Source organism: Mycobacterium sp., assembly GCF_032162605.1.
Lineage (GTDB): Bacteria > Actinomycetota > Actinomycetes > Mycobacteriales > Mycobacteriaceae > Mycobacterium.
In genome coordinates this window covers 1-25,515 of record NZ_JAVROT010000083.1, presented here as the reverse complement: position 1 = coordinate 25,515, position 25,515 = coordinate 1, and the positions used below count along the sequence as shown (strand labels likewise).

The following is a 25,515-nucleotide window of genomic DNA, read 5'->3' as shown; positions in this document are numbered from 1 at the left end:
GAGTGACCTGGAGGCCCCCGCCGTCGAGGATGTCGATCGAGGACCGCAGATTGCCGAGCGCAGACACCATGTGTTCGATGGCCGTTAGCGCGATGCCCCGGAAGATGATCAGCACTGCCAAACCAAGACCGATGCTCGCGACCATGCCGCCCAGCCAGAAGGCGGCCAAATTCCGCATTGGGCGCTGTCGCGCAAGCACGACGGCAACGAGCCCCAGTCGCAATGGGTCCACTGCCAGTCCAAGCCCGAAGATCACCACGGCCGTCCACATCGTCAGGGGCGTCCCTCTTGCGGGGCGTATCGCGCTGCGTGCGCGGCGATCTGGCCTACGGGGTGGTTTACGTCAGGTCGCATCTACCCACTCCACCTGTCTGTCGGTCGCCGCATCGCCACGGTCTGGCCGATGGGTCAGGGTCTCGGTCTTCTCGCCGAATGACGTCGATGGCCACCAATTCGACTTTCCGACAATGACTGCCATGGCGGGCACCGTGATGGTCCGCACGACGAACGTGTCCAACATCAGGCCGACGCCGATGATGAATCCGACCTGCACGATGTTGCTGATGCTGCTGGCGGTCAGACCGAACATCGAGGCGGCGAAGATGAGACCGGCCGACGTGATGACCCCGCCCGTCGAACCCACGGTGCGAATGACGCCCGACCGGATTCCCCGGCCGACTGCCTCTTCGCGGATCCGTGAGATCAGAAGCAGGTTGTAGTCAGCTCCGACCGCCACCAGGACCAGGAACGCCATACCCGGCACGTTCCACGAAAGCTGGTCTCCCAGAATGAATTGGAAGAAGACCACCCCAATCCCCACGGCGGAGACGTAGGAGAGGATCACCGATGCCACTAGATAGATCGGTGCCACCAGCGAACGAAGAAGCGCGACGAGGATCAAGAACACGACGATCAATGTGACGATGATGATCCACTCGATATCGCTGTTGTAATAGTCGCGAATATCTCTCTGCGCCACCGAGAATCCCACCATCGAGACCTTGGCGTCGGCCAGGGTGGTGTTCGGTTGCGCGCTCTCGGCGGTCTTGATGATCTGCTGCACCTGGTCCATTGCCGCCGTGCTGAACGGATCCAGCCCGGTCTGCACGAGGTACCGCGCGGTATGCCCGTCGGCGGAGATGAAGAGTGTTGCTGCCTTCTTGAATTCCGCTTGGGTGAGGATCTCCGTCGGGATGTAGAACCCAGACATCGGTGGATCGGCCCCATCACGCTTCATCGCCAGCAAGAACGCCGACGCCTGATCCATGCCGTCGCCGATCTGCCTGGTCTTGTCGACCAGAGTCTGAACCCCCATGGCGAGTTGCTGACTGGCATCCGCGAGTTGATTCGCGCCTTGCTGGACGCCGAGGAGTTGCTTCTGAATGCTGGCTGGATCGGTGATGCCCAGCTTGCGGGCCGATGCGATTGCGTCGTCGAGAGGTGTGCCGAGGGCAAGAAGCACTTGGTCCAGCGACTGGCCGTCCTGCGTTACTTTGAGTTGATTACCGAGATTCGAGAGCTTGCCGAGGGTTCCGTCCTGGTAGGCGGTGACGACACGTTGCAAGTCTGAGCGCGACTGGACGCATGCCGGATCGAAGTTGCACAGCGGACTGGCATTGAGAGCGTTGACGATCGGCTCGGCCCACGAGTAGACGCCGGTGATCCGTGCGATGTTGTCGTCGAGTTCGGCGCCGAGCACCTGCATGTTGGCCACCAGGCTCGACGAGCTGTCGATTTTCTTCAGCGGCGTGTCGCCGCCGAACTTCGTCGCCATGTCCGAGAGTGCGGTCACTAGCCCTCGAATCGAACCAAGCGAGTTGACGACTTGCCCTCGTACACCTCCGAGCACGTCGGCGAGCTGGTGAGCGCCTCCGCTCAGCTGGGACAGGTCCGAATCCCCTGCGGCGATCTGCGTGGATCCATCGAGCAGTTTGTCGCCGACCTGACCCACCTGGTAGCTGGTCTTGGCTTGCTCGAGCACGCCTCCGGTCGGTCTGGTGATGCCACGCACCAGGTCGATGCCGGGTAGCGAGCTCACCCTGTGAGCCAACTGCTCCAGATCGGCCAGCGACCGGGGGGTGCGCAGGTCCACATCGGGAGACTTGACGAGGAGGAACTGCTGCAGCGTGCTCGCGACCGGGAAGTGGGCATCCATTGCCGCATAACCGCGGTTGCTCGCAGCCTCTGCCGGTAACGTCTTGCGGTCGTCGTAGTTGAATTTGACCAACGACACGGTGGCCGCGAGCGAGGTCAGGATCACGAAGCTGACCGCGAGGTGAACCTTGGGCTTGCGCGCGATGTGGACGCCGGACCGCCGCCAGAATCGGCCCGTCATGTCCTTGCGCGGTTTGATCCACCCCCTACGTCCGGCGAGCACGATCAATGCAGGCAGCATGGTGACCGCCGCGATGAAGCCGATCGCGATGGTGACCGTCAGGGCGGGACCGATCGTCTGGAAGATGCCGAGATTGGTGAAGGCGAGCCCGAAGAAGGTGATGGCGACGGTGGCGGCCGACCCCATGACCACCCCACCGATCGACCCCAGTGCGGCCAACAGGGCATCGTCGGACGACATGCCGGTCCGCACGCACTCGTGGTATCGGCTGAAGAGGAAGACAGCGTAGTCCGTCCCAGCGCCGAGCATCATTCCGGTCATCAGGACGAGTGTCTGGGGGCCTAGTGGTAGCCCGACCAGACCGAGTCCTGCCACCACCTGCTGCGCAACGACAAGGGACACCCCGATCGTGGCCAGCGGCAGAAACATGGCAACGACGTTGCGATACACGATCATCAGAATCGTGAGAACCATGGCCACGGTGGCAATCTCGATGATGTGCTGGTCCTCGGCGCCGATCGTCGTGAGATCGTCGAACGTCGCCGCTGGACCGACGACGTTGGCGGTTAAGGTGGTGTTGGCCGTCGTGTCCTTCACGACCTCGACGACGCTTCGATACGCCTCCTGACCCCCGCCGGTGCCCATGACGCCGGTGAGATTGACCGGCATCTGCCAGGCCTTGTTGTCAGTGCTGGTGAGCGCCTGCTTCACCTCGGGGAGATGGACGAAGTCCTGCGTCGTCGCCACGTGGGTGGTGTCCGCGCGGAGCTTGTCGACCAGCGTTCGATAGGTGCCTTCGTCAGCAGAGCTCAACCCGTTCTCGTCGCTGAGGATGACCACGGCGAGGTTGTCCGAGCTGGCTTCGTGGAACGCTTGCTTCATCTCGTTGCTCGAGATCAGGACGGGAGAATCGCTCGGAAAGAACGGCGGTTGTTTCCTGAGCGCCACCTCGGGCAACGGCGGAATCGCGAGGTACACGATCACCGCGAGCGCGAGCCACGCCACGATGACCAAGACTGGATGGCGGACTATGAACCTGCCCAAGCCGTCGAATCCCACTCTCGCAAGCAGTTTCTTGACGGAGCTCGCCATGTCGATCATTGCGCGGCCATGACGCCGGCCTTCTCCTCGAGGAGGTCTGCGGCGGCCGAGACGCTTGCCTCGGGCTTGGTCAACTGCGTAGCTACCTCGCGCGCGCGAGCGGTGACCTCCGGCGCTAGCACCTTCCGCAGCGCGGTCGCCAGCCTGTCCCGATTGGTGCTCGAGAAGCGCCTCGCAGTACCCACTTTCAGCCGCTTGACGTGAGTCGCCCAGACCGGCTGGTCGGCGCCCACCCACAGGATCAGCGTCGGCACCGCGGCGCGCACACCCGCAGCGGTGGTGCCCGCGCCACCGTGATGAACGACGGCACGGCACAACGGAAAGACCGCCGCATGGTTCACCGCGCCAACGAGCTTCACTTGGTCACCGTAGGCCCCGTCGTCGTCGAGATCCCAGACCCCGGAGGAGATCAGCGCGCGCTCACCGAGTTCGGCGCACACCCCGCCGATCTTGGCCATGGCCTCGGCAGGAGATTCGACGGGCATGCTGCCGAAGCCGAAGTAGATCGGCGGGGTGCCCGCGGCGATCCACGACGACACCTCGTCGTCGGTCGTCGTCGGCAGCTCCATCGTCAAGGCGCCGACGAAGGGTCTCGTGTCACCCCACTCCCTGGCCAGTCCCGGGAAGAACAGCTCATCGTAGGCCTGGATCTCGAGCGCCCCGCCGTCCACGATGCGCCGCGCGCACCTCGCCGTCGCCCTTGGCAGACCCAACTCGCGGCGCTGAGCGTCGTCCGCGTTCTTCATCATCCGCCAATGCAGCCATTCAGCGGCCGTCCACACCGACCGAACCACCGCCGAAGGGGCCGGGAACGCGACGATGTGGCTGTTGACCCGCGCCGGGAAGTAGTGCAGGGCAGCCAACGGAATACCCCGGCACTCAGCAACATTGGCGACGACTTCCTGGTACGTCGTGCCGGTCAGCAGGATGTCGGCGTCCTGGGAGAGCGCCATCAGCGTCTGGCTCATCTCCGCCCAGCCCTCGGTGATGTACTCCATGCCCTTGCGGACGAGCGTGACGGGGTTCTGGATCTTCCAGAAGTCCCGGAAGAAGTCGGCATCGAGCTGCTTCTGCGAATCCGGTCCGTACGCGACGGCGCCGGGCACACCGGCGGACTCGACGAACCCGATCAGGTTGGGCGGAACCGCCATTCGCACGTCGTGGCCACGGCGCAGCAGCTCACGCCCCACCGCTGCGCAGGGCTCGACGTCACCTCGGGTGCCGTGTACGGCAAGAGCGATCTTCATCGGCCCCGATCAAGCCGTCTCACGCATGGGCGTCACGACGACCTCGCGACCCTCGGCGACTCCGGCGTAGACCGCCTGCATCGCCTCGACGTAGCGGGTGACGGAGTCCCGCGCGATCGGATTGTCCGGGAAGAACACCGTCAACGAGACCTCGTCGTGGACGCGCCCCACCCACATGCAGATGTGGGCCGGGCTCAACCCGTCGCAGTACGTGCGTGCATTGACACCGTCGAGGTGCCCCGCGACGACGGCGGACAGTGGCGGAAGCCCGGCATCGAGGTAGGCCAACATGGGGAATCCCCGATGGGACCGGTGCAGTCGCGGCACCAACTCCAAGACGCGATCGAAGGGGACCGTCGCCAGATCGGTGTTCCCGTCGAAGGACTTCTGCGCTGCGCGGGCCGTCTGCGCGAACGAACCGCCCGTCACCGGGACCTCGACGGGAATCATCCCGGTGAACCACCCGTTGGTGACGTATTCCTCGGGTTGGGTACGCAGATCCTTGGGTGTCATGCCGTAGTAGGTGTCCACGCCGGTCAGTCGATACTGTGCGACGGCCGCAGCGGCGAACACACCGCCGATGAACCGCGATCCCGCGGCGATGCAGGCCGATTCGAAGCGAGCGGTCTGCTCGCCGTTCAGCAGCTGGACCACCATGATGTCGCCGCCGCACTGAGCCTCGGGATCTCCCAGCGGCAGCGCGAACTCGGGCAGCGTCCCGTCGTTGCTGCCCGCGAAGTCGACCCATCGGTGCACCTCGGGAGACTCCGCCGTGAGGGCGGACGTGCGCTGGTGCTGACGAACGCAGTAGTCGTCGTAACCGCTGGGTTGCGGAAGTGCAGGCGGGGCACCACCTTCCCGCAGCGTGTCGTAGGTCTGATGGACCTCGACGAAGAGCATCCCCATCAGCATCGGGTCGGTGTGTACGTGGTCGACGATCACGTAGACCGTGAAGTGGTCGTCGTGCTGGATGATCCCGAAACTGAAGCAGTCCCACTCCCCGATCTTGGGCGTCGCCAGAATCAGTGCCTGGAACTCGTCGGCGGGCATCTGACCGTGCCTCGTCGGCACGAACTTGACGTCGTTCGGATTCTGCATGGTGTGCCGGACGATGCGGCCGTCGTCCTTGTAGTCGAACCAGCTTCGGTAAGTGTCGTGGCGCCGAAGATGCGCGTTGATCACGTAGCTCATGGCGCGAAGGTCGCACTGCCCGGGTTCATCCCAGGAGACGGTCACCAGCCGCGAGTAGTCCAACCCTCGTTCGGCGAACTCGTGGAAGCCCCGAATGTGCTGTGCCTGCATGTAACTGGCAGGCACGGTGCTCACCGGTGCCTCCATCGCCTTGGCCCGCGAGACCTGAGATCCGTGCCAGGACACGACAGCGCCGGTGCCCGGATGCCATTCGTCGATCCGGACGATCTCCAAAACCCCTACCAGCACAGCTCACTTCTCCTCTTCGCTACGGGACATCACCACGACACCGGGATGCTATGGAGGCATCACGCCGCCTCCTCGACGGGGACCAACTTCTCACAGACCGAGTCGGCCAACCCGCGGATCGTGGTGATGTCCGTGGCGGTGATCCGCACCCCGGTCTCGGTCTCCACGCGGGTCCGGAGCTCGAGGTTGCCGAGCGAGTCCAGCCCGTACTCCGACAACGGACGGTCCGGATCCACCGAACGCCGCAGGATCAGGCTGATCTGGTCGGAGATGAGCCGACGGAGCCGGGCCGGCCATTCCTCGGGCGGCAACTCGTCGAGCTCGAGGAGGAATTCGCTGGTGCCCGAACGGCCTTGCCCCATCGACTGGAACGCCTCGGCGAAGCGGCTGGTCTGCGCGAACGCCGTCAACCACGGTGTCCCCGCAATCGGCGCATAGCCGGTGTAGGCCCGGTTGAACCGCTGCAACACGTCGAAGGCATGGGCGCCGTCGTCGGGCATGATCGCCATCGAAGCGTCCTCGGCCATGCCCTGACCTCGCCCGATCTCGGCCCACGCACCCCACGCGATGGAACTGGCGGGCAACCCCTGCGCGCGCCGCCAGTGAGTGAACGCATCCAGCCAACTGTTGGCCGCGGCGTACGCGCCCTGCCCTGGCGAACCCACCATCGCCGCCGCCGACGAGAACGAGCAGAACCAGTCAAGCGGTTGCGATTCGCATGCCTCGTGCAGGTGCCACGCGCCGTACACCTTGGGCGCCCAGTCACGTTCCATCAGCTCGTCGGTGATGTTGGCCAGAGTGGCGTCCTCCACCAACGCCGCCGCGTGGAGCACGCCGCGCAGCGGCAGCCCCGTCGCGGTCGCGGCCGCGACCAGACGGCTCGCCGTGTCACTCTCGGCGATGTCACCGAGCTCGACGTCGACCTCGGCACCCAATGTCCGAATGCGCTCGATGGCTTCCAGCGCTTCGGGTTTCGGACCGGACCTGCCGTTGAGGATGATCCGCCCGCACCCGGCCGACGCCATCTTCTCGGCGAGGAACAACCCAAGCCCGCCGAGCCCACCGGTGATGACGTAGGAACCGTCGCCCCGAAACGGATGATTCTGCTCGGGCGGCAGGACGACGTCGTAAGAGCCCGTGTGCGGAACGTCGAGTACCAACTTGCCGGTGTGCTCGGCGGCCGCCATCACGCGGATGGCGGTGGCACCCTCGGTGAGCGGGTAGTGCGTGGTGTCCGGCACCGGCAGGATCCCGTCCGCGATCTGCTGGTAGATCGTGTTCAGGAGCCGCCGCAACCTGGCCGGCTTGGTGATCGTCAGCAGTGCCAGATCGACCGCGTAGAACGAGAGGTTGCGGCGGAACGGGAACAGGCCCATCTTGGTGTCGCCGTAGATGTCCCGCTTGCCGATCTCCACGAACCGACCGCTGGGAGCCAGGATCTCCAACCCTGCGCGTTGGGCTGCGCCGGGCAGCGAGTTGAGCACGACGTCGACGCCATAGCCGTCGGTGTCCTTGCTGATCAACTCGGCGAACTCGGTGCTACGCGAATCGTAGACGTACTCGATTCCGATGGAGCGCAACGTCTCTCGCTTCTCCGGCGTGCCCGCCGTTGCGAAGATCTCGGCGCCTGCGGCCCTCGCGATGGCGACCGCGGCCTGACCGACACCACCGGTGGCGGAGTGGATGAGCACCTTGTCGCCCTCTTCGATCCTGGCCAGGTCGTGAAGGCCATACCACGCGGTGGCGTGTGCGCTCGGCACGGCTGCCGCCTGACCCAAGGTGACCCCTTCGGGGATCTTGACCGCGAGGCCGGCATCGCACGTGACGAACGTGCACCACGCCCCACTGATGGAGATGCCCGCCACCCGATCACCTATCCGATGGTCGGTGACGCCATCGCCGACCGCAGTGACGACGCCTGCGAAGTCAGCGCCGAGCTGGGGCAGTCGCCCCTCGAAGCTCGGGTACCGACCGAACGCAATGAGCACGTCGGCGAAGTTCAGGTTGCACGCCGCGACCGACACCTCGATCTCGCCGGGACCGGGCGGAACCCGGTCGTAGGCAGCCAGTTCGGCCGACTGAAGGTCGCCTGGAGCGCGGACCTGCAGACGCATGCCGCCCTTGGCGGGGTCGACCACGGTGGACCGTCGTTCGTCCGGTTGTAGTGGGGTCAGGTTGAGGCGAGCGGTGTACCACTCGCCCCGTCGCCACGCCGTCTCGTCCTCGTCCGAGCCGGAAAGAAGCTGTGCTGCTATCTGTTTCGTGTCGGTGCCCTCATCGATGTCGACGGTGGTGGCAGCCAATCCAGGGTGCTCCATGCCGATGACGCGCATCAGGCCCCGCAGTCCACCCTGCTCCAGATTCGCGACGTCACCCTCGACGACCGTCTGAGCACCCCGCGTCACCAAAAGCAGCCGCGGTGGTTCGCCTGGCACGTCGGGCAGTTCGCGGACGATGCGGACCAGGTGGCGGACCAGGTCCCCACCCTTGCGGGCGGTTTCCGCGTCGGCTGGCCCAAGGGACGGCGGTGTCACGACCACCACGCCGCTGAACGGGCGCGCGGTGAGCTGGGTGCGCATCTGCTCCGCCAGGGCAACGTGGTCGGCGCTGTGGGGCCAGATCATCGTGGCGACCTGGGCGTCGGCTAGCTTCATGGCCTCGGCGAGTTCGGTCGACAGCATGTCGGCCTCGTCGGCGGCGATCACCAGCCACTCGCCCGCGGCAGCGGTGTCCGCCTCGGGTGCGTCCTGCCGACGCCAGTCGATGGTCAGCAGCCGCTCGTTGAGGGTCCGGTCACGCTGGCCCGACGCGGACACACCCGTGCCGAGGCGCAGGCCGGTCACCGTGAGCAGGACCGCGCCGTGCTCGTCGAGAACCTGGATGTCCACCTCGACCGCCCCGGCGTTGGCACTGACCATCTGTACATAGCAGTAGTGGGCGTTGCGCGTCGACGCGCGAGCCCGCAGGCGCCGCACCCCGAGCGGCAGCATCAGCGTGCCGGTGGTGTCGGCGTGCAGATCGGGGTGCGCACCGACCGCCTGGAAGCAGACGTCCAAAAGGGCAGGGTGGATGCCGTAGCCGCCCTGCTGGGATCGGATCGAGCCAGGCAACGCCACTGCGGCGAGCACGGTGCCACCGGGTCCCTCGGACGCGTGCGCGGTCGTCAGGCCGCCGAAGGCCGGACCGTACTGGATGCCGCGAGCGTCGTACCAGTCACGCATCTCCGCCCCGTCCAACTCCACGGGGTGGGCCGCCTTCAGCTCGGCGATGTCGTACGCCGCGGGCTCGTCCTCGTCGACTACGGCTTGCAGTACCGCCTTCGCCCTCCGGATCTCGGCGCCCTCCTGGTGCGTCATCACCTCGAAGTCGATGGCACCCGCAGGCGTGATCGACGCGACTGCGGAGACCTGCGTCGTCTCCTCGAGCAGGAGCATGTCCTCGAAGACGATGTCGCGGGCTTCCGATGCCTCGCCCACGACCGTGCGGGCCGCGGCAAGCGCCATCTCGCAGTACGCGGCGCCGGGCAGTGCAGCGATGTTGTGCACCTGGTGATCGGCCAGCCACGGCTGGGCACCCGTGCCCACGTCGGACTGCCACACGTGACGTTCGGGCTCTTCGGGCAGCTTGACGTGCGCGCCGAGTAGCGGATGGACGGCCAGTGTGGACGCCCCCTGCTCCTGACCGTCACGGGTGAGGAGCAGCTGCGTGTGGGTCCACGTCGGCAGCGGCGCATCGACGAGTTCGCCGTCCGGCCACAGCACGTCGAAATCGATTGCGGCACCAGCGCTGTGCAGATCCGCCACGAATCCGCGAAGCCCGTTCGGCAGCTCCTGTTCACGGCGCATGCTCGCCAACGTCGCCAGCCGGATGTCGAGGCTGCTTGCGTTCTGTGTGACGGCATGCGTGAGCAGTGGGTGCGGTGAGAGTTCGCCGAACACACGGAAGCCGTCTTCGAGTGCCGCCTGCACGGCCGCGGCGAACCTCACCGCGTGTCGGAGGTTGTCCACCCAGTAGTACGCGTCGAACTCGGCGGGATCTCGCGGGTCGTACAGTGTCGACGAGTAGTACGGGATGGCCGGTTCCATCGGTTCGATGTCGTCCAGCACCAAGGTCAGCTCATCGAGGATCGGATCGACCTGCGGTGAGTGCGATGCGACGTCGACCGCGACTTCGCGTGCCATCACGCCGCGGGCCTCCCACTCCTCGGCGAGAGCGCGGATGGAATCCTTGGCTCCGCCGACGACCGCAGATTGCGGTGAGGCGACCACCGAAAGCACGACGTCGGTGACGCCGCGGGCGGCGAGCTCCGAAAGCACTTGCTGCGCAGGCATCTCCACGGACGCCATGGCTCCGGATCCTGCGATGCCCGCCATCAGCCGCGACCGACGGCAGATGACCTTCACGGCGTCGGTGAGCGACAGTGCCTCGGCGACCACGGCGGCGGCTACCTCGCCCATCGAATGGCCGATGACGGCGCCCGGCACGACGCCGTAGGACTTCATCGTGGCGGCCAGTGCCACCTGGACGGCGAAGATGGTGGGCTGCACCCGGTCGATCCCGGTCACCTTTTCCAGTGCGGTCAACGCTTCGGTGACCGAGAATCTGGATTCGCCGGCGATCAGCGGCTCGAGCTCCGCTATCGTCGCGGCGAAGACCGGTTCGGCTGCCAAGAGGCCCGCGCCCATCGCCGCCCACTGGGACCCCTGACCGGAGAAGACCCACACGGGACCGCGTTCACCGTTGGCGACCGCAGGCTCGTAGGGCACCTCGCCGTCGGCCAGCTCACGAAGAGCGGCCAGCAACTCGTCGCGGTCATTCGCGAGCACGACGGTCCGTACGCTCCGGTGCGCCCGTCGACGCGCCAGCGTGTAGGCCAGATCAGACAGCTCGGTCGAAAGCCACTCATCGTCGGCGCGACCCTGCAGCCAGTCGGCGACTCGGCCCGCCGTACGGCGCAACTCCTCGACCGAGGTCGCGGACAGTGGAAACAACCGCGCGCCGGTCGGTTCGGAGCTGGTCCCGTCATCGGCTCTAACCACGTGATCGGCAGGCGCTTGCTCCAGCACGGCGTGCACATTGGTGCCGGACAAGCCGTATGAGGACACTGCGGCACGCCGCGGATGGTGACCATTGGTCGGCCACGGCGTAGCCTCTTCCGGCACGAAGAGATTCGTCTCGATGCTGGCGATCTCTTCCGGCAATTCGGTGAAGTGCAGGCTCTTGGGCACCGTTGCGTGCTGCAGCGAAAGAATCGCCTTCATCAATCCGAGCGCACCCGAGGCGGACTGACCGTGCCCGAAGTTCGTCTTCGCGGAGCCGAGCGCACATGGCCCTTCCGTGCCGTAAACGGTCGCAAGGCCGGCGAACTCGATGGGGTCACCGACGGGCGTGCCGGTGCCGTGGGCCTCGATCATGCCGACCGTGGCGGGGTCGACGCCGCTGGCCGCGAGAGCCGCCTCGTACACCTTGACCTGTGCGTCACGCGACGGTGTCGCGATGTTGACGGTGCGGCCGTCCTGGTTCGCGGCGGTACCGCGCACCACGGCCAAGATCCGGTCGCCGTCAGCCTGCGCGTCCGACAGACGCTTGAGCAACAGGACGACGGACGCCTCACCGGACACGAAACCATCGGCGTTCACGTCGAAGGCGTGGCACCGGCCGGTCGGTGACAGCATGCCCTGGGCCGACCCGGAGGACATCTTGCGTGGTTCGAGCATGATCGAGACGCCGCCTGCGAGCGCGAGGTCGCTTTCGCCCGCGCGCAGGCTGCCACACGCCATGTGCGTCGCGAGCAGGCTCGACGAGCACGCGGAGTCGACCGTACAGGACGGGCCGTGCACGCCGAGGGCGTAGGAGATGCGGCCCGATGCCATGCTGAAGTTGTTGCCGGTGTAACCGTATGGGCCGTCGATCACTCCCGCGTCGGCGGCCAGCAATTCGTAGTCGCAGCCGGTCAGTCCCATGAAGACGCCGGTGAGGGACTTGGCCATCGTCGCCGGGTCAATGCCCGCGTGTTCCACGGCTTCCCAGGCGGTTTCGAGAAGCAGCCGGTGCTGCGGATCGATGGCCGCCGCCTCCCGCTCGCTGATCCCGAAGAACTCGGCGTCGAAGCCGGCGACGTCGTCGAGGAAGGCACCCCACTTGGAGACGGATCGCCCTGGCACGCCCGGTTCGGGGTCGAAGTACTCCTCGGCGTCCCATCGATCCAACGGAACCGTCGTGATGGTGTCATCACCACGCAACAACGCTTCCCACAGGCCGGCCGGAGAGTCGATACCCCCCGGCAGTCGGCACCCCATGCCGATCACGGCGACGGGGCAGCTCGTTGTCTGTACCACTTACTTCCATCCTCTTCCGCTGACGCACCCGGGCTCGACCCGGTGGTGATGCGAGAAATCGTCGAACCGCGACGTACTGGACGTGCTAGACGTCCAGTTCTCAGTTCCCGTCGATTCCCGTCGATTCCCGTCGACATCGCGCTTGACATTCGATTCCCGGCAACAAAAGCGGACCTTTAGTACGAAAGAGCGGGCAAATGCCCAACCGGACTCTCGTAGTCAGGTTCCTCGGCGGGGACATTACACCGGACGCCGCCCTGCCGTCTTGTCGTCCAAAATTGGGGTATCTACCAGGGCAAATGCTGATTAGCAATCTTTGTGATAATCGTTGGCGATGCTAAGTATGTTCGGCCATCTTCGCTCGCACACGATCCAGCAAACATCAAAAGTGTACAACTTCGGTTCTGTAATCCAGTATCGCCACGAGCGTCATCACACAACTGCCGCTGATCGGCAACTCGTAGCGTGTTCGCACCATTCCTGCTGGATGTAGACCCGTCCCGAGGTGCCGTGGCGGTTCGGGTCTGCGGCAGTCCCGTAGCCGGCGGCCACCCGTCCCGCTCCCCTTCCGACCACCTGGCGGACGGCTGGCAATCGTGGTGGCGATAACGAAGAAGTATCCCGCCCGGGAACTGGCAACGACTGCGGTCGGCGCCGGCCACCGGCCGTGCCGTCTCGCGCCGCAGTGCTCGTCTCGTGCCGAGATCGGTTGGAGCGCCGTAAATCTGGAACGACAACGATCGTTGTCCGCCAGAAGTCGAGATCCGGACCGAAATTTCTTCACGGGCGGCCCGTGCCCGGACCTGGCGTCTGCGCGGTGTCAGACCGCTGTGGGCAGCTCCGAGAAGGGCGCACCGAACTCGGCCACGGCAGTGAAACCGTTGCGACGCGCCGAAGCCACTCCCCGGCGGATCAACGCGGCGGTGGCCACGAATCCGGCCTGATCGCTCACGACGAACGGTGTGAGCAGGCGGTTGTGGACAAAGCCGAAGGCCAGGCCAGTGGCCGGATCGGCCCACCCGAGAGACCCGCCGAGACCGACATGACCGAAGCCGGGCAGAACGCCAGGCACTGGCAGACCGTGATAGCCGAGGTGGAAGGACAGCGGCATGAATATGCCGCCGTCGGGGTGCAGGCTGGGTCGCGCCGTCAGACCCGAGACCAACTCGGCCGACAGGAACTGCGTGCCGTCGATCCGACCCCCGTTGGCGATGGCGCCGTACATGCGGGCCAGCCCCCTTGCGGTCGCAACCCCGTTCGCTGCGGGCAACTCGGCGTCGAGCAACGAGATGTCACCCTGCACGGTCGCCTTCATCCCGGGGAAGTACATCGAACCGAAGCCACCCGAGAACGGCAGCGCGGCGATGTGCGGCGCAATCAGGTTGAATAGCGGATTCTGCAACCTGCTCTGCGGCCCGATGATCCGTGCGGGTTGCGTCGGCGCGGCCGCAGGTGGCCTGCCCAGGTACAGGCCATCGGTTTTCAGCGGCTGCGCCAGCTCGGAGCGGATCAGCTCGCCCATCCCGCGGCCGGTAACGGCGCGGGCCAGCCCCGACATCAGCCAGCCGTAGGTCAGCGCGTGGTACGAAGGCCTGCCCTTGAGCCAACCCATCGGCGCCGCGGCCATTCGTTCCTCCATCAGGAGGTGGTCCATGAGGTCGGTCCCGCTCGCGCCGTTGAGCTGCGACAGACCCGCGCGGTGACGCATGACCTCGCGGACGGTGACACCGGCCTTGCCGTTGGCGGCGAACGCGGGCCAGAAATCGGCCATCGGCGCGTCGTAGTCGATGAGGCCACGGTCGGCGAGCCGATGGATGACCGTGGAGGCCATGCCCTTCGTGGCCGAGAAGATCATGGGTGCGGTGTCGGCTTCCCATCGCCTGGTTCCCCTGCGATCGGCCCATCCGGTCCATACGTCGACGACCGGCTGACCGTCGAGGTAGATCGCGAGTGCTCCGCCGCCGAAGCGGCGTCCCGGAAAGAGTTGGGAGAATGCCCGCACGGCACAGCCGAAGTTGGGGTCCGCCGCGCCGTGAACGTCCCGCGCTAGTGCCGCGTCAACGGCACCCTGCGAGAGCGCCGCGCTGCGCTCCCCGCGTATTGCATGGGTCACAATCAACATAATTTACCTGGAACCCCGGCAAATGTTCCCCAGGGTTACCGATCCGTTAGCAAATCGGCCTGTTCAGCGTCACTACGCGGATGCTCGTCGAAGACCGCAGGTGCCGGCGAACCGGTCCGGCGCTGATCTCGTGCCTTCAGTGAACGATGTCGAGGATCCGCTGGGCGGCCAGCACTGGCGTGAGTGCGCCATCGCGCACCTGCTGTTCGAGATCGGCGCGGATGGCCCTCACCTCCGAATTGGACGTCACCCTGTCCAGCGCGGCGTCGCGCACCATCGACCACATCCACTCGACCTGCTGCCTGCGCCTGCGCGCCTCGAACTCCCCGGCATCGCTGAGTACTCGACGGTGCTTGAGGACCGTGTCCCACAAGTCCGAGAGGCCGGTTCCCTCGAGCGCGCTCATCGTCAGAACCGGTGGGCGCCAAAGGGTGTCGCGTGGGTAGAGCAGCCTGATCGCCCCGGTCAGCTCGCGTGCGGCTGCCTTGGCCTCGACGGCGTGGCTGCCGTCGGCCTTGTTGACCGCGACGACGTCGGCCAACTCGAGAACGCCCTTCTTGATCCCCTGGAGCTGGTCGCCGGTGCGCGCGAGCGTCAGGAACACGAAGGTGTCCACCATGTTGGAGACCGTCACCTCGGACTGGCCGACGCCCACCGTCTCGACGAGGACGACGTCGTAACCCGCCGCCTCGAGCAGGACGATCGTCTCCCTGGTGGCCCTGGCCACCCCGCCGAGGGTCCCCGACGTCGGTGACGGCCGAATGTAGGCGTCCGGGTGAACGGCCAGACGTGCCATCCGCGTCTTGTCGCCGAGGATGGAACCACCCGTCCTGGTCGACGACGGATCCACCGCCAGCACGGCAACCCGGTGGCCCTGCTCGATGAGGTACATCCCGAGCGCCTCGATGGTCGTCGACTTGCCCACTCCGGGAACCCCGGTGATGCCGATGTGCACGGCGCTGCCCGCGTCGGACGCCAACTCCATCAGCAGCCGTTGAGCCTGCTCCCGATGGTCGGCTCTGGTCGACTCGACGAGGGTGATGGCCCTCGGCAGGGCGGAACGGTCGCCGCTGCGGATGGCGTGCGCGAGCTCGGAGGGGCCCATCTAGGTGCGGTCGGTTCCCGGGTCGCTTCGCTCCTGCCCTCCGCGGTCGGTTCCCGGGTCGCTTCGCTCCTGCCCTCCGAGGCTGTAACCCAACCGCTCGGCCAGCTTCTGCAGCAGGCCGATGGCGGCGTCGGCGATGACCGTCCCAGGGGGGAAGATCGCGGTGGCGCCTGCCTCGTACAGCGCGTCGAAGTCGCCCGGTGGGATGACACCGCCGACCACGACCATGATGTCGGGCCTGTCGGCCTCGGCGAGCGCATCGCGCAGTGCGGGCACCAACGTGAGGTGGCCGGCGGCCAGCGACGACACCCCGACCACGTGCACGTCGTTGTCCGCGGCTTGGCGCGCCACCTCGTCCGGCGTCGAGAACAGCGACCCGACGTCGACGTCGAAGCCGATGTCGGCGAACGCCGTCGCGATCACCTTCTGGCCGCGGTCGTGACCGTCCTGTCCCATCTTCGCGACCAGGATGCGCGGCCTGCGACCGTCGGCCTCGGCGAACTTCTCGACCAGTTCGGTTGCCCTGGTGACGTTGCTGATCTTCCCCACCTCGTCTCGGTAGACGCCCGCGATGGTGCGGATCTCGGCCTGGTGGCGCCCGTACACCTTCTCCATGGCTTCGGAGATCTCCCCGACCGTGGCCTTGGCGCGCGCGGCGTCGATCGCGAGCGCCAGCAGGTTGTTGCCGAGGCCGTCCTCCCCCGGGCCATCCCCCGAAGCCCCTGCCGCCCTCGTCAATTCGGCCAGTGCCGCCTGGGTGGCCGTCTCGTCGCGGTCCGCGCGCAGTTGCGCGAGCTTGGCCAGCTGCTCGGTGCGCACCCGGCTGTTCTCGACCTTGAGGACCTCGACCTCCTGATCGGAGTCGACCTGGTACTTGTTGATGCCGATCACCGTCTGAGCACCGGAGTCGATGCGGGCCTGGGTCCGCGCCGCGGCCTCCTCGATGCGCAGCTTGGGGATGCCCTCCGCGATGGCCTGTGCCATGCCGCCGTGCTCGGCAACCTCGGCGATGTGGGCGCGGGCCTTCTCGGCGAGCTGGTGAGTCAGCCACTCCACGTAATACGAACCGCCCCAGGGGTCTATCGGCCGCGTGGTGCCGGACTCCTGCTGCAGCAGCAGCTGGGTGTTGCGCGCGATGCGGGCGGAGAAGTCGGTGGGCAGGGCCAACGCCTCGTCGAGCGCATTGGTGTGCAGTGACTGGGTGTGCCCCTGCGTCGCGGCCATCGCCTCGATGCACGTACGCGCGACGTTGTTGAACGGATCCTGCGCCGTGAGCGACCAACCCGACGTCTGCGAATGCGTGCGCAGCGAGAGAGACTTCTCGCTCTTCGGATCGAATTGCCCAACGAGCTCACTCCACAGCAGCCGGCCCGCGCGCAGCTTGGCGACCTCCATGAAGAAGTTCATGCCGATGCCCCAGAAGAAGGACAGTCGCGGCGCGAACTTGTCGATGGACAGCCCCGCGTCCAGGCCGGCCTTGATGTATTCGACGCCGTCGGCCAGTGTGTAGGCGAGCTCCAGATCGGCCGTGGCTCCGGCTTCCTGGATGTGATAGCCGGAGATCGAGATGGAGTTGTACTTCGGCATCTTCACGCTGGTATAGCCGAAGATGTCGGAGATGATCCGCATCGACGCCTGGGGCGGATAGATGTAGGTATTGCGGACCATGAACTCCTTGAGGATGTCGTTCTGGATGGTCCCCGCCAACTTCTCCGGAGGCACCCCCTGCTCATCGGCGGCGGCGACGTACAGGGCCAGAATCGGCAGCACGGCACCGTTCATGGTCATCGACACCGACACGGTCGACAGGTCGATGCCGTCGAAGAGCTGGCGCATGTCGAGGATGGAGTCGATTGCGACGCCTGCCATTCCGACGTCGCCCGCCACCCGGGGATGGTCGGAGTCGTAACCGCGGTGGGTCGCCAGGTCGAACGCGACCGACAGACCCTTCTGCCCCGCCGCGAGGTTGCGACGGTAGAACGCGTTGGACTCGGCGGCCGTGGAGAAGCCTGCGTACTGACGGATGGTCCATGGCTGGTTGACGTACATCGTCGGGTACGGCCCGCGGACGAAGGGTGGGGCGCCGGGGAACGTGTCCAGGGGGTACCCGGCGTCGACCGCGGCGTCGCGGTCGGCGCCGATGTACACCGGGTGGACGTCGATGCCCTCCGGGGTGGCCCAGTTGAGTTGGTCGGGGGTGTAGCCGTGCTCGGCGGCGGCCGCCGCGACGTGCTCGGCGACGGCCGACTCGGTGGCGGGTTCTCCCGCACGTTCATCGTGCAGGGGCACGTCGGCGAAGCTGGCGATGATGCGGGGTGTGAATTCCGGAGCCGCCCCGGCGGCGACATCGGCTGACGTCATGGTCAGGCCCCCAATCGGGTGAGCAGGGTTGACAGCGCGGCGATCGCGTCGATCCTGGCGGTCAGGTATTCGTCGGGGCGGCTCGCCGCGTCCCCAAGGGCCTTCGCGGGGCCGGCCAGGTAGACGTGACGAACACCCGCCGCGCGAGCGGCTTCCACGACGTCAGGGACGCCGGTGGCGTAGCGGGCGTCGGTCCCGCAGATCACCGCGGCGACGGGGTGGCCCGCAGCAGCCACCGCAGCAGCCACCGCGGTCGCATCCAACGTGCCGGGGTTGACGGTCTCCACGCCACCGGAAGCCAGTAGATTCGCGGCGAACGTGGTGCGGACGTTGTGCTCGGACAGCGGGCCGACCGGCAGCAGCAGTGCCCTCGGTCGCGCGCCGGTAGCCGCGAGGTGGGCATCGGAGCGGTCGCGCAGCGCCTCGAATCCCGCCGCGTACCGGTACACCCCGGGAATCGAATCAGTCTGCGGCAGGGGCGCTTCGGCGAGGTTCGGATATTCGTTGACGCCCGTGAGCGCGGTGCGCCGATGCGCGATGTCGTCGCTGCGGCGGGTTCGCACCTCCGTGATCCTGGCGGCGACGTGGTCGCGGGCCGCCACGAATCCACCCCTGGCCTCGATGTCCTGAAAGTGTTTCCACGCCACCTCGGCGAGGCGACGGGTCATGTCCTCGATGAACCACGACCCGCCACCGGGGTCGAGGACGCGACCGACGTGTGACTCCTCAAGCAGCAGGAGTTGCGTGTTGCGGGCCATTCGCCGGGCGAAAGTCCTTGCCACACCGGGTAATCCGCCCACGATCGCGCTGTCGAACTCGTAGACCTGTACGGAGTCCGCGCCGCCGACGCCTGCACCGAATGCGGCGAGCGTGGTGCGCAGCATGTTCACCCATGGATCCCGCTGAGCCATCATGGGCAGCGACGTGACGGCGTGGATCGTCGCGGCACCCGCCTCCGGCTGGTCCACCACCTCGGCCACCCTGGCCCAGAGTTGGCGCGCCGCCCGCAGCTTGGCGATGGTCGTGAACTGATCGTCGTCGGCGCTGTACCGAAAGCCGATCTGCCCGAGCGCATCCGGCACGGCGACGCCTGCGTCATCGAGTAGACGCAGGTAGGCCACGCCCGTCGCGACGGCACCGGCGAGCTCCCAGGATGCACTTGCACCGAGACCATGGAAGGCGGCTCCGTCGACGGTGACCGCCCGCACGCCGCCGTCGAATGCCCTCGCCTTTGCCACCGTGGCGACGACCTCGTCGATCGTCGGCGCCGGCCGACCGGTCAGCGCTGCCGTCAACGGATCTGCGCCGAGGTCGACCGACAGGCCCCGGCGCTTGTCGGCGTCGAAGTCGGCCAGCAAGCCCAGCAGTACGTCCGAGGCGGCCGCGTAGTCCGCACCCGCCTCCAGGATTACTGGCACCAGTTCGAGGAAGACGCCCTCGAGCATCCGGTCGAGCTCGGTGACGTCGGCGCCGCCCGCACCGACACGCAGCACCAGGGTGCTGACGCCGTCGGCCAGCGCGGACAAGACCGCGTCGTTGCCGTCGGTGACGGCGGACTGTCCAGCCGTGACATCCCCCGAGTCGCTTCGCTCCTTCCCCTCGATCGGGAAGGACTCGGCCACCTTCCAACCCGACCTGACGTCGCGCAGCGCGTCGCCGCCCCGCACGTAGGGCCACTGACCGGGGAGCGCAGGTTCGGGAAGAGCGTCGAGACCGGTGTAGAGCGGGTGTACGGGAAAGCCGTCGTAGGTGGGCGAATCGAGGAGGCGCTCGGGTTCGGTACCCAGGTCGGCCGGATCCTTGCGGCTACTCTTCGCCAGCACACCGGCAACCGCGGCGCGCCAGTTCTCGCGGTCGGATTCCATGGTGCCGGCGCTGGCACCGGACCCCTGTACGGACACCGGCATCTCCCTAGTTGTCGCAGCGTGTGACGAACCACCCGTCATCAGGCTAAATGATCGCCGTCCCGCAATCTGCCGGCGGTAGGACAACCACGTCCGCGTCAACCGGGGGCATCGGCGGGAGCCACGTACCCTTGAAAAACGTGAAGCCCGTCGTCAGCATGCTGCGCACGGCCCGTACCGCCATGATCGCGACGGCCAGGCAGGTCCCGAGGCGCCGTGTCGCGGCCATCACCGGTGTCGCTGTGATCCTCGTCGCACTCGTCCTGCTGGTACCGCTGCCGACCGCGCTTCAGCTGCGCGACTGGGCGACGTCGCTCGGCCCGTGGGTCCCCTTGGCCTTCCTCGCCGCGCATGTCGTCGTTACAGTCCTTCCGTTCCCGCGGAGCGCCTTCACCCTGTCCGCCGGGTTGCTCTTCGGCCCGCTCCTCGGCATCGGGATCGCGCTGGTGGCCAGCACGCTGAGCGCCGTCATCGCGTTGTTGTTGGTGCGAGCCGCCGGATGGCAGCTGAACCGGCTGGTGGAGCATCCCCGCGTCGACGCCCTGAACGCCCGCCTCGAGCGGCGGAGTTGGCCGACGGTTCTGTCGATGCGGATGATCCCGGTCGTGCCGTTCTCAGTGCTGAACTACGCCGCGGGCGCGTCGGCGATCCGCGTGCTGCCGTACACGCTGGCCACCGTCGTCGGACTGCTGCCAGGCACCGCGGCCATCGTGGTGTTCGGCGACGCGTTGTCCGGCAACGTCAGCCCGCTGCTGCCTGTGATGTCGGTGTGCACTGCAGGCATCGGCATCGCTGGCCTGATCTACGAGATCCGCAGCCATCGACGTCACCACGTGGTCCGGCGGGACGACGAGCAGGCGACGGAGACGGCTGCGGCCGCCGTCACACCCTGACCGCAGGCCCCTTGGCGGTCATCGCCCCGTAGATGGCCAACAGGGTGGTCGCCGCCGCGGCATTGCGGCCGAAGTCCCGAACCCGGATGTGCGCCCCGATGGCAAGCACGAAGTACACGGTCAGCATGAAGGTAGTCAGTCGGGCAATCGCTGGATACCGCCACACGGACAGCAGTCCGATGGCAGACATCGCTTTGATGACGGCGAAGATCCATCGATCGTGCTTCGGAAATTCGACGTCGTCGAGACAGTCGGTGACTGTACGGGTCGGGATGGCGCAGATCACGGCATCGCCGATCTGACCAACTGACAGCAGCGTGTAGGTCCTTCTGTCCGTCAGCAGGCTCACGGCCGCCCAGGGGATCCGTGCCGCGGCGCCTGCTGGCCGTAATCCACCACCGGCGACTGGGCCTGCTGTGACAGTGGCGCGTACTGCGGCGGCGCGTCGATGACGCCCGAGACCGGAGTTCGCGCCTCGGCCACCGCCTGGGCGACGGCCTGCGCGATCTCGGGATCGGTCTTCGTGTTGAACCACTCGGCGACCTCGGCGGAATCGTCCTCCGGCTTGGGCAGGTCGCCATCGACCGGCGACGGGGTGTAGCGGAAGACGCCGTCCTCGCCCGGCGCGCCGAGCATCTTGGTGAACCCCTGCAGCGCTGCGCCGAAGTCGCTCGGCACGATCCAGACTTTGTTCGCCTCGCCCTTGGCCATCAGTGGCAGGGTCTGCAGGTATTGGTAGGCCAGCATCTCGGGCGTCGGGCGGCCGGCCTTGATCGCCGCGAACGTCTTCTCGATGGCCTTGGCCTGGCCTTGGGCCTGCAGATAGGACGCGGCGCGCTCACCCTGGGCGCGCAGCATGCGGGACTGGCGGTCCGCCTCGGCAGCCAGGATGGCGGCCTGCTTGGCGCCCTCCGCGGAGAGGATCTGGGCCTGCTTCTGGCCCTCGGCCTGTTTGATCGACGCCTCTCGGCTGCCCTCGGCGGTCAGGATCATCGCCCGCTTCTCGCGGTCGGCGCGCATCTGCTTCTCCATCGAATCCTGGATCGACGGCGGCGGGTCGATGCTGCGGAGCTCGACCCGCGCGACGCGCAGTCCCCATCGGCCGGTGGCCTCGTCGAGCACGCCGCGGAGCTGACCGTTGATCTGGTCGCGCGAGGTCAGCGCCTGCTCCAGCGTCATGCCGCCGACCACGTTGCGCAGCGTGGTGGTGGTGAGCTGCTCGACACCGACGATGTAGTTGCTGATCGCGTAGACGGCGGCCTTCGGTTCCGTCACCTGAAAGTAGACGACGGTGTCGATGTTGACCGTGAGGTTGTCCTCGGTGATCACCGGCTGCGGCGGGAACGACACCACTCGCTCCCGGAGGTCCACCCTGGCCCGTACCTTGTCGACGAACGGCAGTAGCAGCGTGAGCTGACCGGAGACGGTCTTGCTGTAGCGGCCGAGTCGTTCGATGACCGCGGCCTCGGCCTGCGGTATCACCTTGACCGACTTGACGACGACGATGATGGCGAAGATCACCAGCACCGCTGCCAGAACCAAGCCGAAGACGGCACCCTCCATTGCAGTTCCTCCCTAATCTCAGATGGCCTTGAAGACGACCGCGGTGGCGCCGTCGATATGCATGACTGTGACGTGATCGCCCGGTTCGTAGACATCGTCGTCGTCGAAGGGCCGCGCCGTCCAGACCTGGCCCTCGAGTTTCACCTGGCCCTCGTGGCGCGCCACCCGGTCGAGCACCAGCGCGTTCTTGCCCTCGAGGGCCTTCATCGGCTCCGGGAGCCCGGTGCCCGCGGCGAACCGCCGCCGAAGCGCGGGCCGCACCAGCACCAGCAGGAGTACCGACACCACCAGGAACACCGCGCCGTCGGTCCAGATCGGCCAATCGAACACCGCGGCGGACCCGGCGGCGGCGAACGCGCCACCGCTGAGCATCAGCAGGAACAGATCACCGGTCAACGCCTCGGCACCGGCCAGCGCAAGCGCCGCGATGAGCCAGATCAGAGCGGGCATGCGGCCAGCCTAGCTGTCGAAACCCGCCCGCCGAGCCGTCAACAACTACACTGCGTGCATCATGTGGTGCCCCAGTGTTTCTCTGTCGGTGTGGGCCAACGCCTGGCTTGCGGGCGTTGCCGCCCCTGACGACGTCCTGGATGCGTTGTCGCTATGGGCACCAAGGCATTCCGTGACTGCGTATGACTCCGTCGCGGCGGGCCGGACCGGCCTGCCCTGGCCGGATCTCACGGACGCGGGAGCCGTGTCGATGTTGCAGACGCTGCGCACGGCGGCGGGCCCGCCCGCCGGCGAACCTGCGATCGACGTGGCGCTGCCGATACCCGGCGACGTCCGCGGGCTCGCTGCGGGCACGCAGTTCACCGTCGACGCGATCTCGGCGGGCGAGGCCCTCACGGTTTCGAACGGCGGAACGGGTGCGATCGGCCTGGTTCCGGAGTTCGCGTACGACGAGAGCGATCCCGACCCCTCCATCTACCAAGACCACACCGACGACGAGTCGACCGACCACTATCCGGAGCCGATCGCCCTGGCGTGGACCGTCTACTCCCTGCCGGTGGTGCCGGTGAGCGAGCACCTGGATCTCGGCCATGCCGAGTATGAGTTGCGCGCCGCCGTTCGCTCGGCTGCCGATGCGCTGGGCACTCTACGGGCGGGGATGACGGCCGCCGACGTCGCCGATCCACGGGGTCTGGTCGAGCAGGTCCTCGAGTCGGCGCGCCTGCACCATCCGCCCGATCACGCACCGGAGCGCGCGCTACGGGTGTTGGAGAACGCCGCCCACGTGGACGCGATCATCACGGTGAGTTCCGGACTCATGCCGATAGGCCTTCAGTCGTCATCGGAGATGCAGATCGCGAACGAGGCCCTTCGGCCGCTGGCCGGCGTCGTGCGTTCTGCGCGGCTGGCAGCGGTCAACGCGATCCTGCAGTCGGCCTGGCGTCGCTAGTGCAATCGGGCGTGCACAACGACCCGTCGATGCTGAACCCGTAGCCAGGAACCGGCGGCGGGCCGACGACCCTGGCCGGTTCCCGTCCCTCGCGCAGTTCGTCGATCAGGTCCACGGTAAGCCGAGCGAAGCGCCGCTGTGCGTTCGGCGTAGTCGCTCGAGCGAACGCGACGCCCGCCGCCTGGGCCTGCTCGCTGAGTTCGTTGTCGAGGTCCCAGACCACCTCGATGTGATCGGCGACGAAACCGAGCGGACAGACGATGACGGCCTTGGTGCCCGCCGCCACCAGCGCGGCGAGGTGTTCCGATACGTCGGGCTCCAGCCACGGCACCTGCGGCGGACCAGATCTCGACTGCCAGACCTGGTCGTAGTCGGAGTACCCCGCGGCTGCCGCCACCAGGCCTGCCGAGTAGGCGACCTGGTGGGCGTAGAGATCCGGCCCGCAGCGCGACGCCGTCCGCAGTGGGATCGAGTGTGCGGTGAAGATCAGGCGGGCGTCGTCACGCAGATGTTCGGGGAGGGTCGCGGCGCCCTCGGCGATCGCGTCGACGAACATCTCGATCAACAGCGGGTGGTCGAAGTACTGCCGCAGCTTGACGAGTTCGGGCGCGTCCGGCCCGACCGCGAGACGTGCCCGGGCGATGTCCTCTTGATACTGGGTGCAGCCCGAGTAACCGCCCCACGCCGACGTGGTGAACACCGCCCCACGATGGATCCCGTCCGTGCGCATCTGCTTGACGGTGTCCTCGACGTAGGGCTCCCAGTTGCGGTTGCCGAAGTACACGGGCATGCCGATGCCCCTGTCGGTGAGTTCGGCCTCGATCTGCTCGATCAGGGCGCGGTTGATGCCGTTGATCGGCGATATCCCGCCGAAGTGCAGGTAGTGCTGGGCGACGTCGTCCAGCCGTTCGGATGGGATGTTGCGGCCGCGGGTAACGTTCTCCAGGAAGGGGCGCACCTGCTCGGGCCCTTCGGGTCCGCCGAACGACAACAGCAGGAGCGCATCGAAGTCGAACGTCTCCATCGCGTCTACAGCAACTGTGTGCTGGCGCCGCCGTCGGCGTAGACGATCGTACCGGTGGTGGCGGGCAGCCAGTCGGACATCAACGCGCACACCGTCTTCGCGACAGCGGTGGGATCCTTCATGTTCCAGCCCAGTGGCGCCCGCTGATCCCAGCCCTCCTCGAGGAGCTTCATCTGATCGCCCGCCGCTTCGCCGAGTGCGCCGCCGACGATCGCGCTCATCGCCAGTGTCCGGATCGGCCCCGCGGCAACGAGATTCGAGCGCACGCCGTACTGGCCCGCCTCACGCGCCACGAAACGGTTCACCGACTCCAGCGCGCTCTTGGCGACGGTCATCCAGTTGTAGGCAGGCATCGCGCGGGTCGGGTCGAAGTCCATGCCGACGATGCCGCCGCCGGAGTTCATGATCGGCAGCACGGCCTTTGCCAGCGAGGCGTATGAGTACGCGGAGATGTGGATGCCCTTGGCGACGTCCTCGTACGGTGCGTCGAAGAACGGGTTGATCCCCATCCCGGTCTGCGGCATGAAGCCGATCGAGTGCACGACGCCGTCGAGCTTGTTCCCGTCGCCGATCACCTCGGAGACGCGATCGGCCAGGCTCGCGAGGTGCTCTTCGTTCTGCACGTCGAGCTCCAAGAGTGGCGCGGGGTTGGGCAACCGGTCGGCGATCCGCTGGATCAGCTT

Annotated in this window: 15 protein-coding genes and 1 pseudogene; 2 read left to right on the top strand and 14 right to left on the bottom strand. The window is 66.9% G+C overall.

The window, feature by feature from the left end:
- The 9 genes and pseudogenes from QOI01_RS04615 to mutA form a co-directional block, all read right to left on the bottom strand.
- Positions 1 to 271 (bottom strand): GAP family protein (locus QOI01_RS04615; protein WP_526379013.1); only part of this gene is annotated, 271 nt, incomplete at its 3' end.
- Between the two features lie 72 nt (positions 272 to 343).
- Entirely contained in the window at positions 344 to 3,427 is a 3,084-nt protein-coding gene (locus QOI01_RS04610; RefSeq protein ID WP_526379012.1) for an MMPL/RND family transporter, read from the bottom strand.
- Between the two features lie 5 nt (positions 3,428 to 3,432).
- A complete protein-coding gene (locus QOI01_RS04605) occupies positions 3,433 to 4,683 on the bottom strand; it encodes a glycosyltransferase (protein WP_526379011.1) in 1,251 nt (416 codons plus the stop codon).
- Between the two features lie 9 nt (positions 4,684 to 4,692).
- Positions 4,693 to 6,123 carry a condensation domain-containing protein gene (locus QOI01_RS04600; RefSeq protein ID WP_526379010.1) on the bottom strand — a complete coding sequence of 477 codons (1,431 nt, stop codon included), beginning with the start codon at positions 6,121 to 6,123 and terminating at the stop codon, positions 4,693 to 4,695.
- A 59-nt stretch (positions 6,124 to 6,182) separates the two neighbouring features.
- Complete coding sequence (pks2, locus tag QOI01_RS04595) at positions 6,183 to 12,461, bottom strand: sulfolipid-1 biosynthesis phthioceranic/hydroxyphthioceranic acid synthase (RefSeq protein ID WP_526379009.1); 6,279 nt, start codon at positions 12,459 to 12,461, stop codon at positions 6,183 to 6,185.
- 820 nt (positions 12,462 to 13,281) lie between these two features.
- Positions 13,282 to 14,574, bottom strand: coding sequence for an esterase/beta-lactamase LipL (lipL, locus tag QOI01_RS04590; protein WP_526379008.1), 1,293 nt, complete (start codon positions 14,572 to 14,574; stop codon positions 13,282 to 13,284).
- 145 nt (positions 14,575 to 14,719) lie between these two features.
- Entirely contained in the window at positions 14,720 to 15,688 is a 969-nt protein-coding gene (meaB, locus tag QOI01_RS04585) for a methylmalonyl Co-A mutase-associated GTPase MeaB (protein WP_526379007.1), read from the bottom strand.
- Between the two features lie 78 nt (positions 15,689 to 15,766).
- Positions 15,767 to 18,049: pseudogene (gene scpA, locus QOI01_RS04580) on the bottom strand (methylmalonyl-CoA mutase); the annotation flags it as partial.
- 2 nt (positions 18,050 to 18,051) lie between these two features.
- Positions 18,052 to 19,956 (bottom strand): methylmalonyl-CoA mutase small subunit, encoded by a 1,905-nt coding sequence (mutA, locus tag QOI01_RS04575; protein WP_526379006.1) that lies wholly within the window; start codon positions 19,954 to 19,956, stop codon positions 18,052 to 18,054.
- Between the two features lie 137 nt (positions 19,957 to 20,093).
- Between mutA and QOI01_RS04570 the strand changes: the two genes are divergently transcribed.
- Positions 20,094 to 20,846 (top strand): TVP38/TMEM64 family protein, encoded by a 753-nt coding sequence (locus tag QOI01_RS04570; protein ID WP_526379005.1) that lies wholly within the window; start codon positions 20,094 to 20,096, stop codon positions 20,844 to 20,846.
- Here the strand turns inward: QOI01_RS04570 and QOI01_RS04565 are convergent.
- Genes QOI01_RS04565 through QOI01_RS04555 form a run of 3 tightly spaced genes read right to left on the bottom strand, consistent with a single transcriptional unit; the run spans position 20,836 to position 22,859 of the window.
- On the bottom strand, positions 20,836 to 21,195 hold the full coding sequence (locus tag QOI01_RS04565) for a DoxX family protein (protein WP_526379004.1): 360 nt from the start codon (positions 21,193 to 21,195) through the stop codon (positions 20,836 to 20,838). The two genes, QOI01_RS04570 and QOI01_RS04565, sit on opposite strands and share 11 nt — an antisense overlap.
- A complete protein-coding gene (locus QOI01_RS04560; RefSeq protein WP_526379003.1) occupies positions 21,192 to 22,409 on the bottom strand; it encodes an SPFH domain-containing protein in 1,218 nt (405 codons plus the stop codon). The genes QOI01_RS04565 and QOI01_RS04560 overlap by 4 nt, the downstream gene beginning before the upstream one ends.
- 18 nt (positions 22,410 to 22,427) lie before the next feature.
- The gene (locus tag QOI01_RS04555) at positions 22,428 to 22,859 is read right to left on the bottom strand and encodes an NfeD family protein (RefSeq protein ID WP_526379002.1); all 432 of its coding nucleotides are present in this window, start codon (positions 22,857 to 22,859) and stop codon (positions 22,428 to 22,430) included.
- Between the two features lie 61 nt (positions 22,860 to 22,920).
- Here QOI01_RS04555 and QOI01_RS04550 point away from each other — a divergent pair, with 61 nt between their 5' ends.
- The gene (locus tag QOI01_RS04550) at positions 22,921 to 23,808 is read left to right on the top strand and encodes an Rv1486c family protein (protein ID WP_526379001.1); all 888 of its coding nucleotides are present in this window, start codon (positions 22,921 to 22,923) and stop codon (positions 23,806 to 23,808) included.
- Here QOI01_RS04550 and QOI01_RS04545 read toward each other — a convergent pair.
- Positions 23,774 to 24,832, bottom strand: coding sequence for a ferrochelatase (locus QOI01_RS04545; RefSeq protein WP_526379000.1), 1,059 nt, complete (start codon positions 24,830 to 24,832; stop codon positions 23,774 to 23,776). The genes QOI01_RS04550 and QOI01_RS04545 overlap by 35 nt on opposite strands.
- Before the next feature lie 5 nt (positions 24,833 to 24,837).
- Positions 24,838 to 25,515: enoyl-ACP reductase FabI (gene fabI, locus QOI01_RS04540; protein ID WP_526378999.1), on the bottom strand; the 678-nt coding region annotated here is incomplete at its 5' end.

Bases quoted from the DNA above. Each gene is read 5' to 3' on its own strand.
- QOI01_RS04555 (WP_526379002.1), bottom strand. From the start codon at position 22,859: ATGCCCGCTCTGATCTGGCTCATCGCGGCGCTTGCGCTGGCCGGTGCC.
- QOI01_RS04610 (WP_526379012.1), bottom strand. From the start codon at position 3,427: ATGGCGAGCTCCGTCAAGAAACTGCTTGCGAGAGTGGGATTCGACGGC.
- mutA (WP_526379006.1), bottom strand. From the start codon at position 19,956: ATGCCGGTGTCCGTACAGGGGTCCGGTGCCAGCGCCGGCACCATGGAA.
- QOI01_RS04605 (WP_526379011.1), bottom strand. From the start codon at position 4,683: ATGAAGATCGCTCTTGCCGTACACGGCACCCGAGGTGACGTCGAGCCC.
- meaB (WP_526379007.1), bottom strand. From the start codon at position 15,688: ATGGGCCCCTCCGAGCTCGCGCACGCCATCCGCAGCGGCGACCGTTCC.
- QOI01_RS04550 (WP_526379001.1), top strand. From the start codon at position 22,921: ATGTGGTGCCCCAGTGTTTCTCTGTCGGTGTGGGCCAACGCCTGGCTT.
- QOI01_RS04560 (WP_526379003.1), bottom strand. From the start codon at position 22,409: ATGGAGGGTGCCGTCTTCGGCTTGGTTCTGGCAGCGGTGCTGGTGATC.
- QOI01_RS04545 (WP_526379000.1), bottom strand. From the start codon at position 24,832: ATGGAGACGTTCGACTTCGATGCGCTCCTGCTGTTGTCGTTCGGCGGA.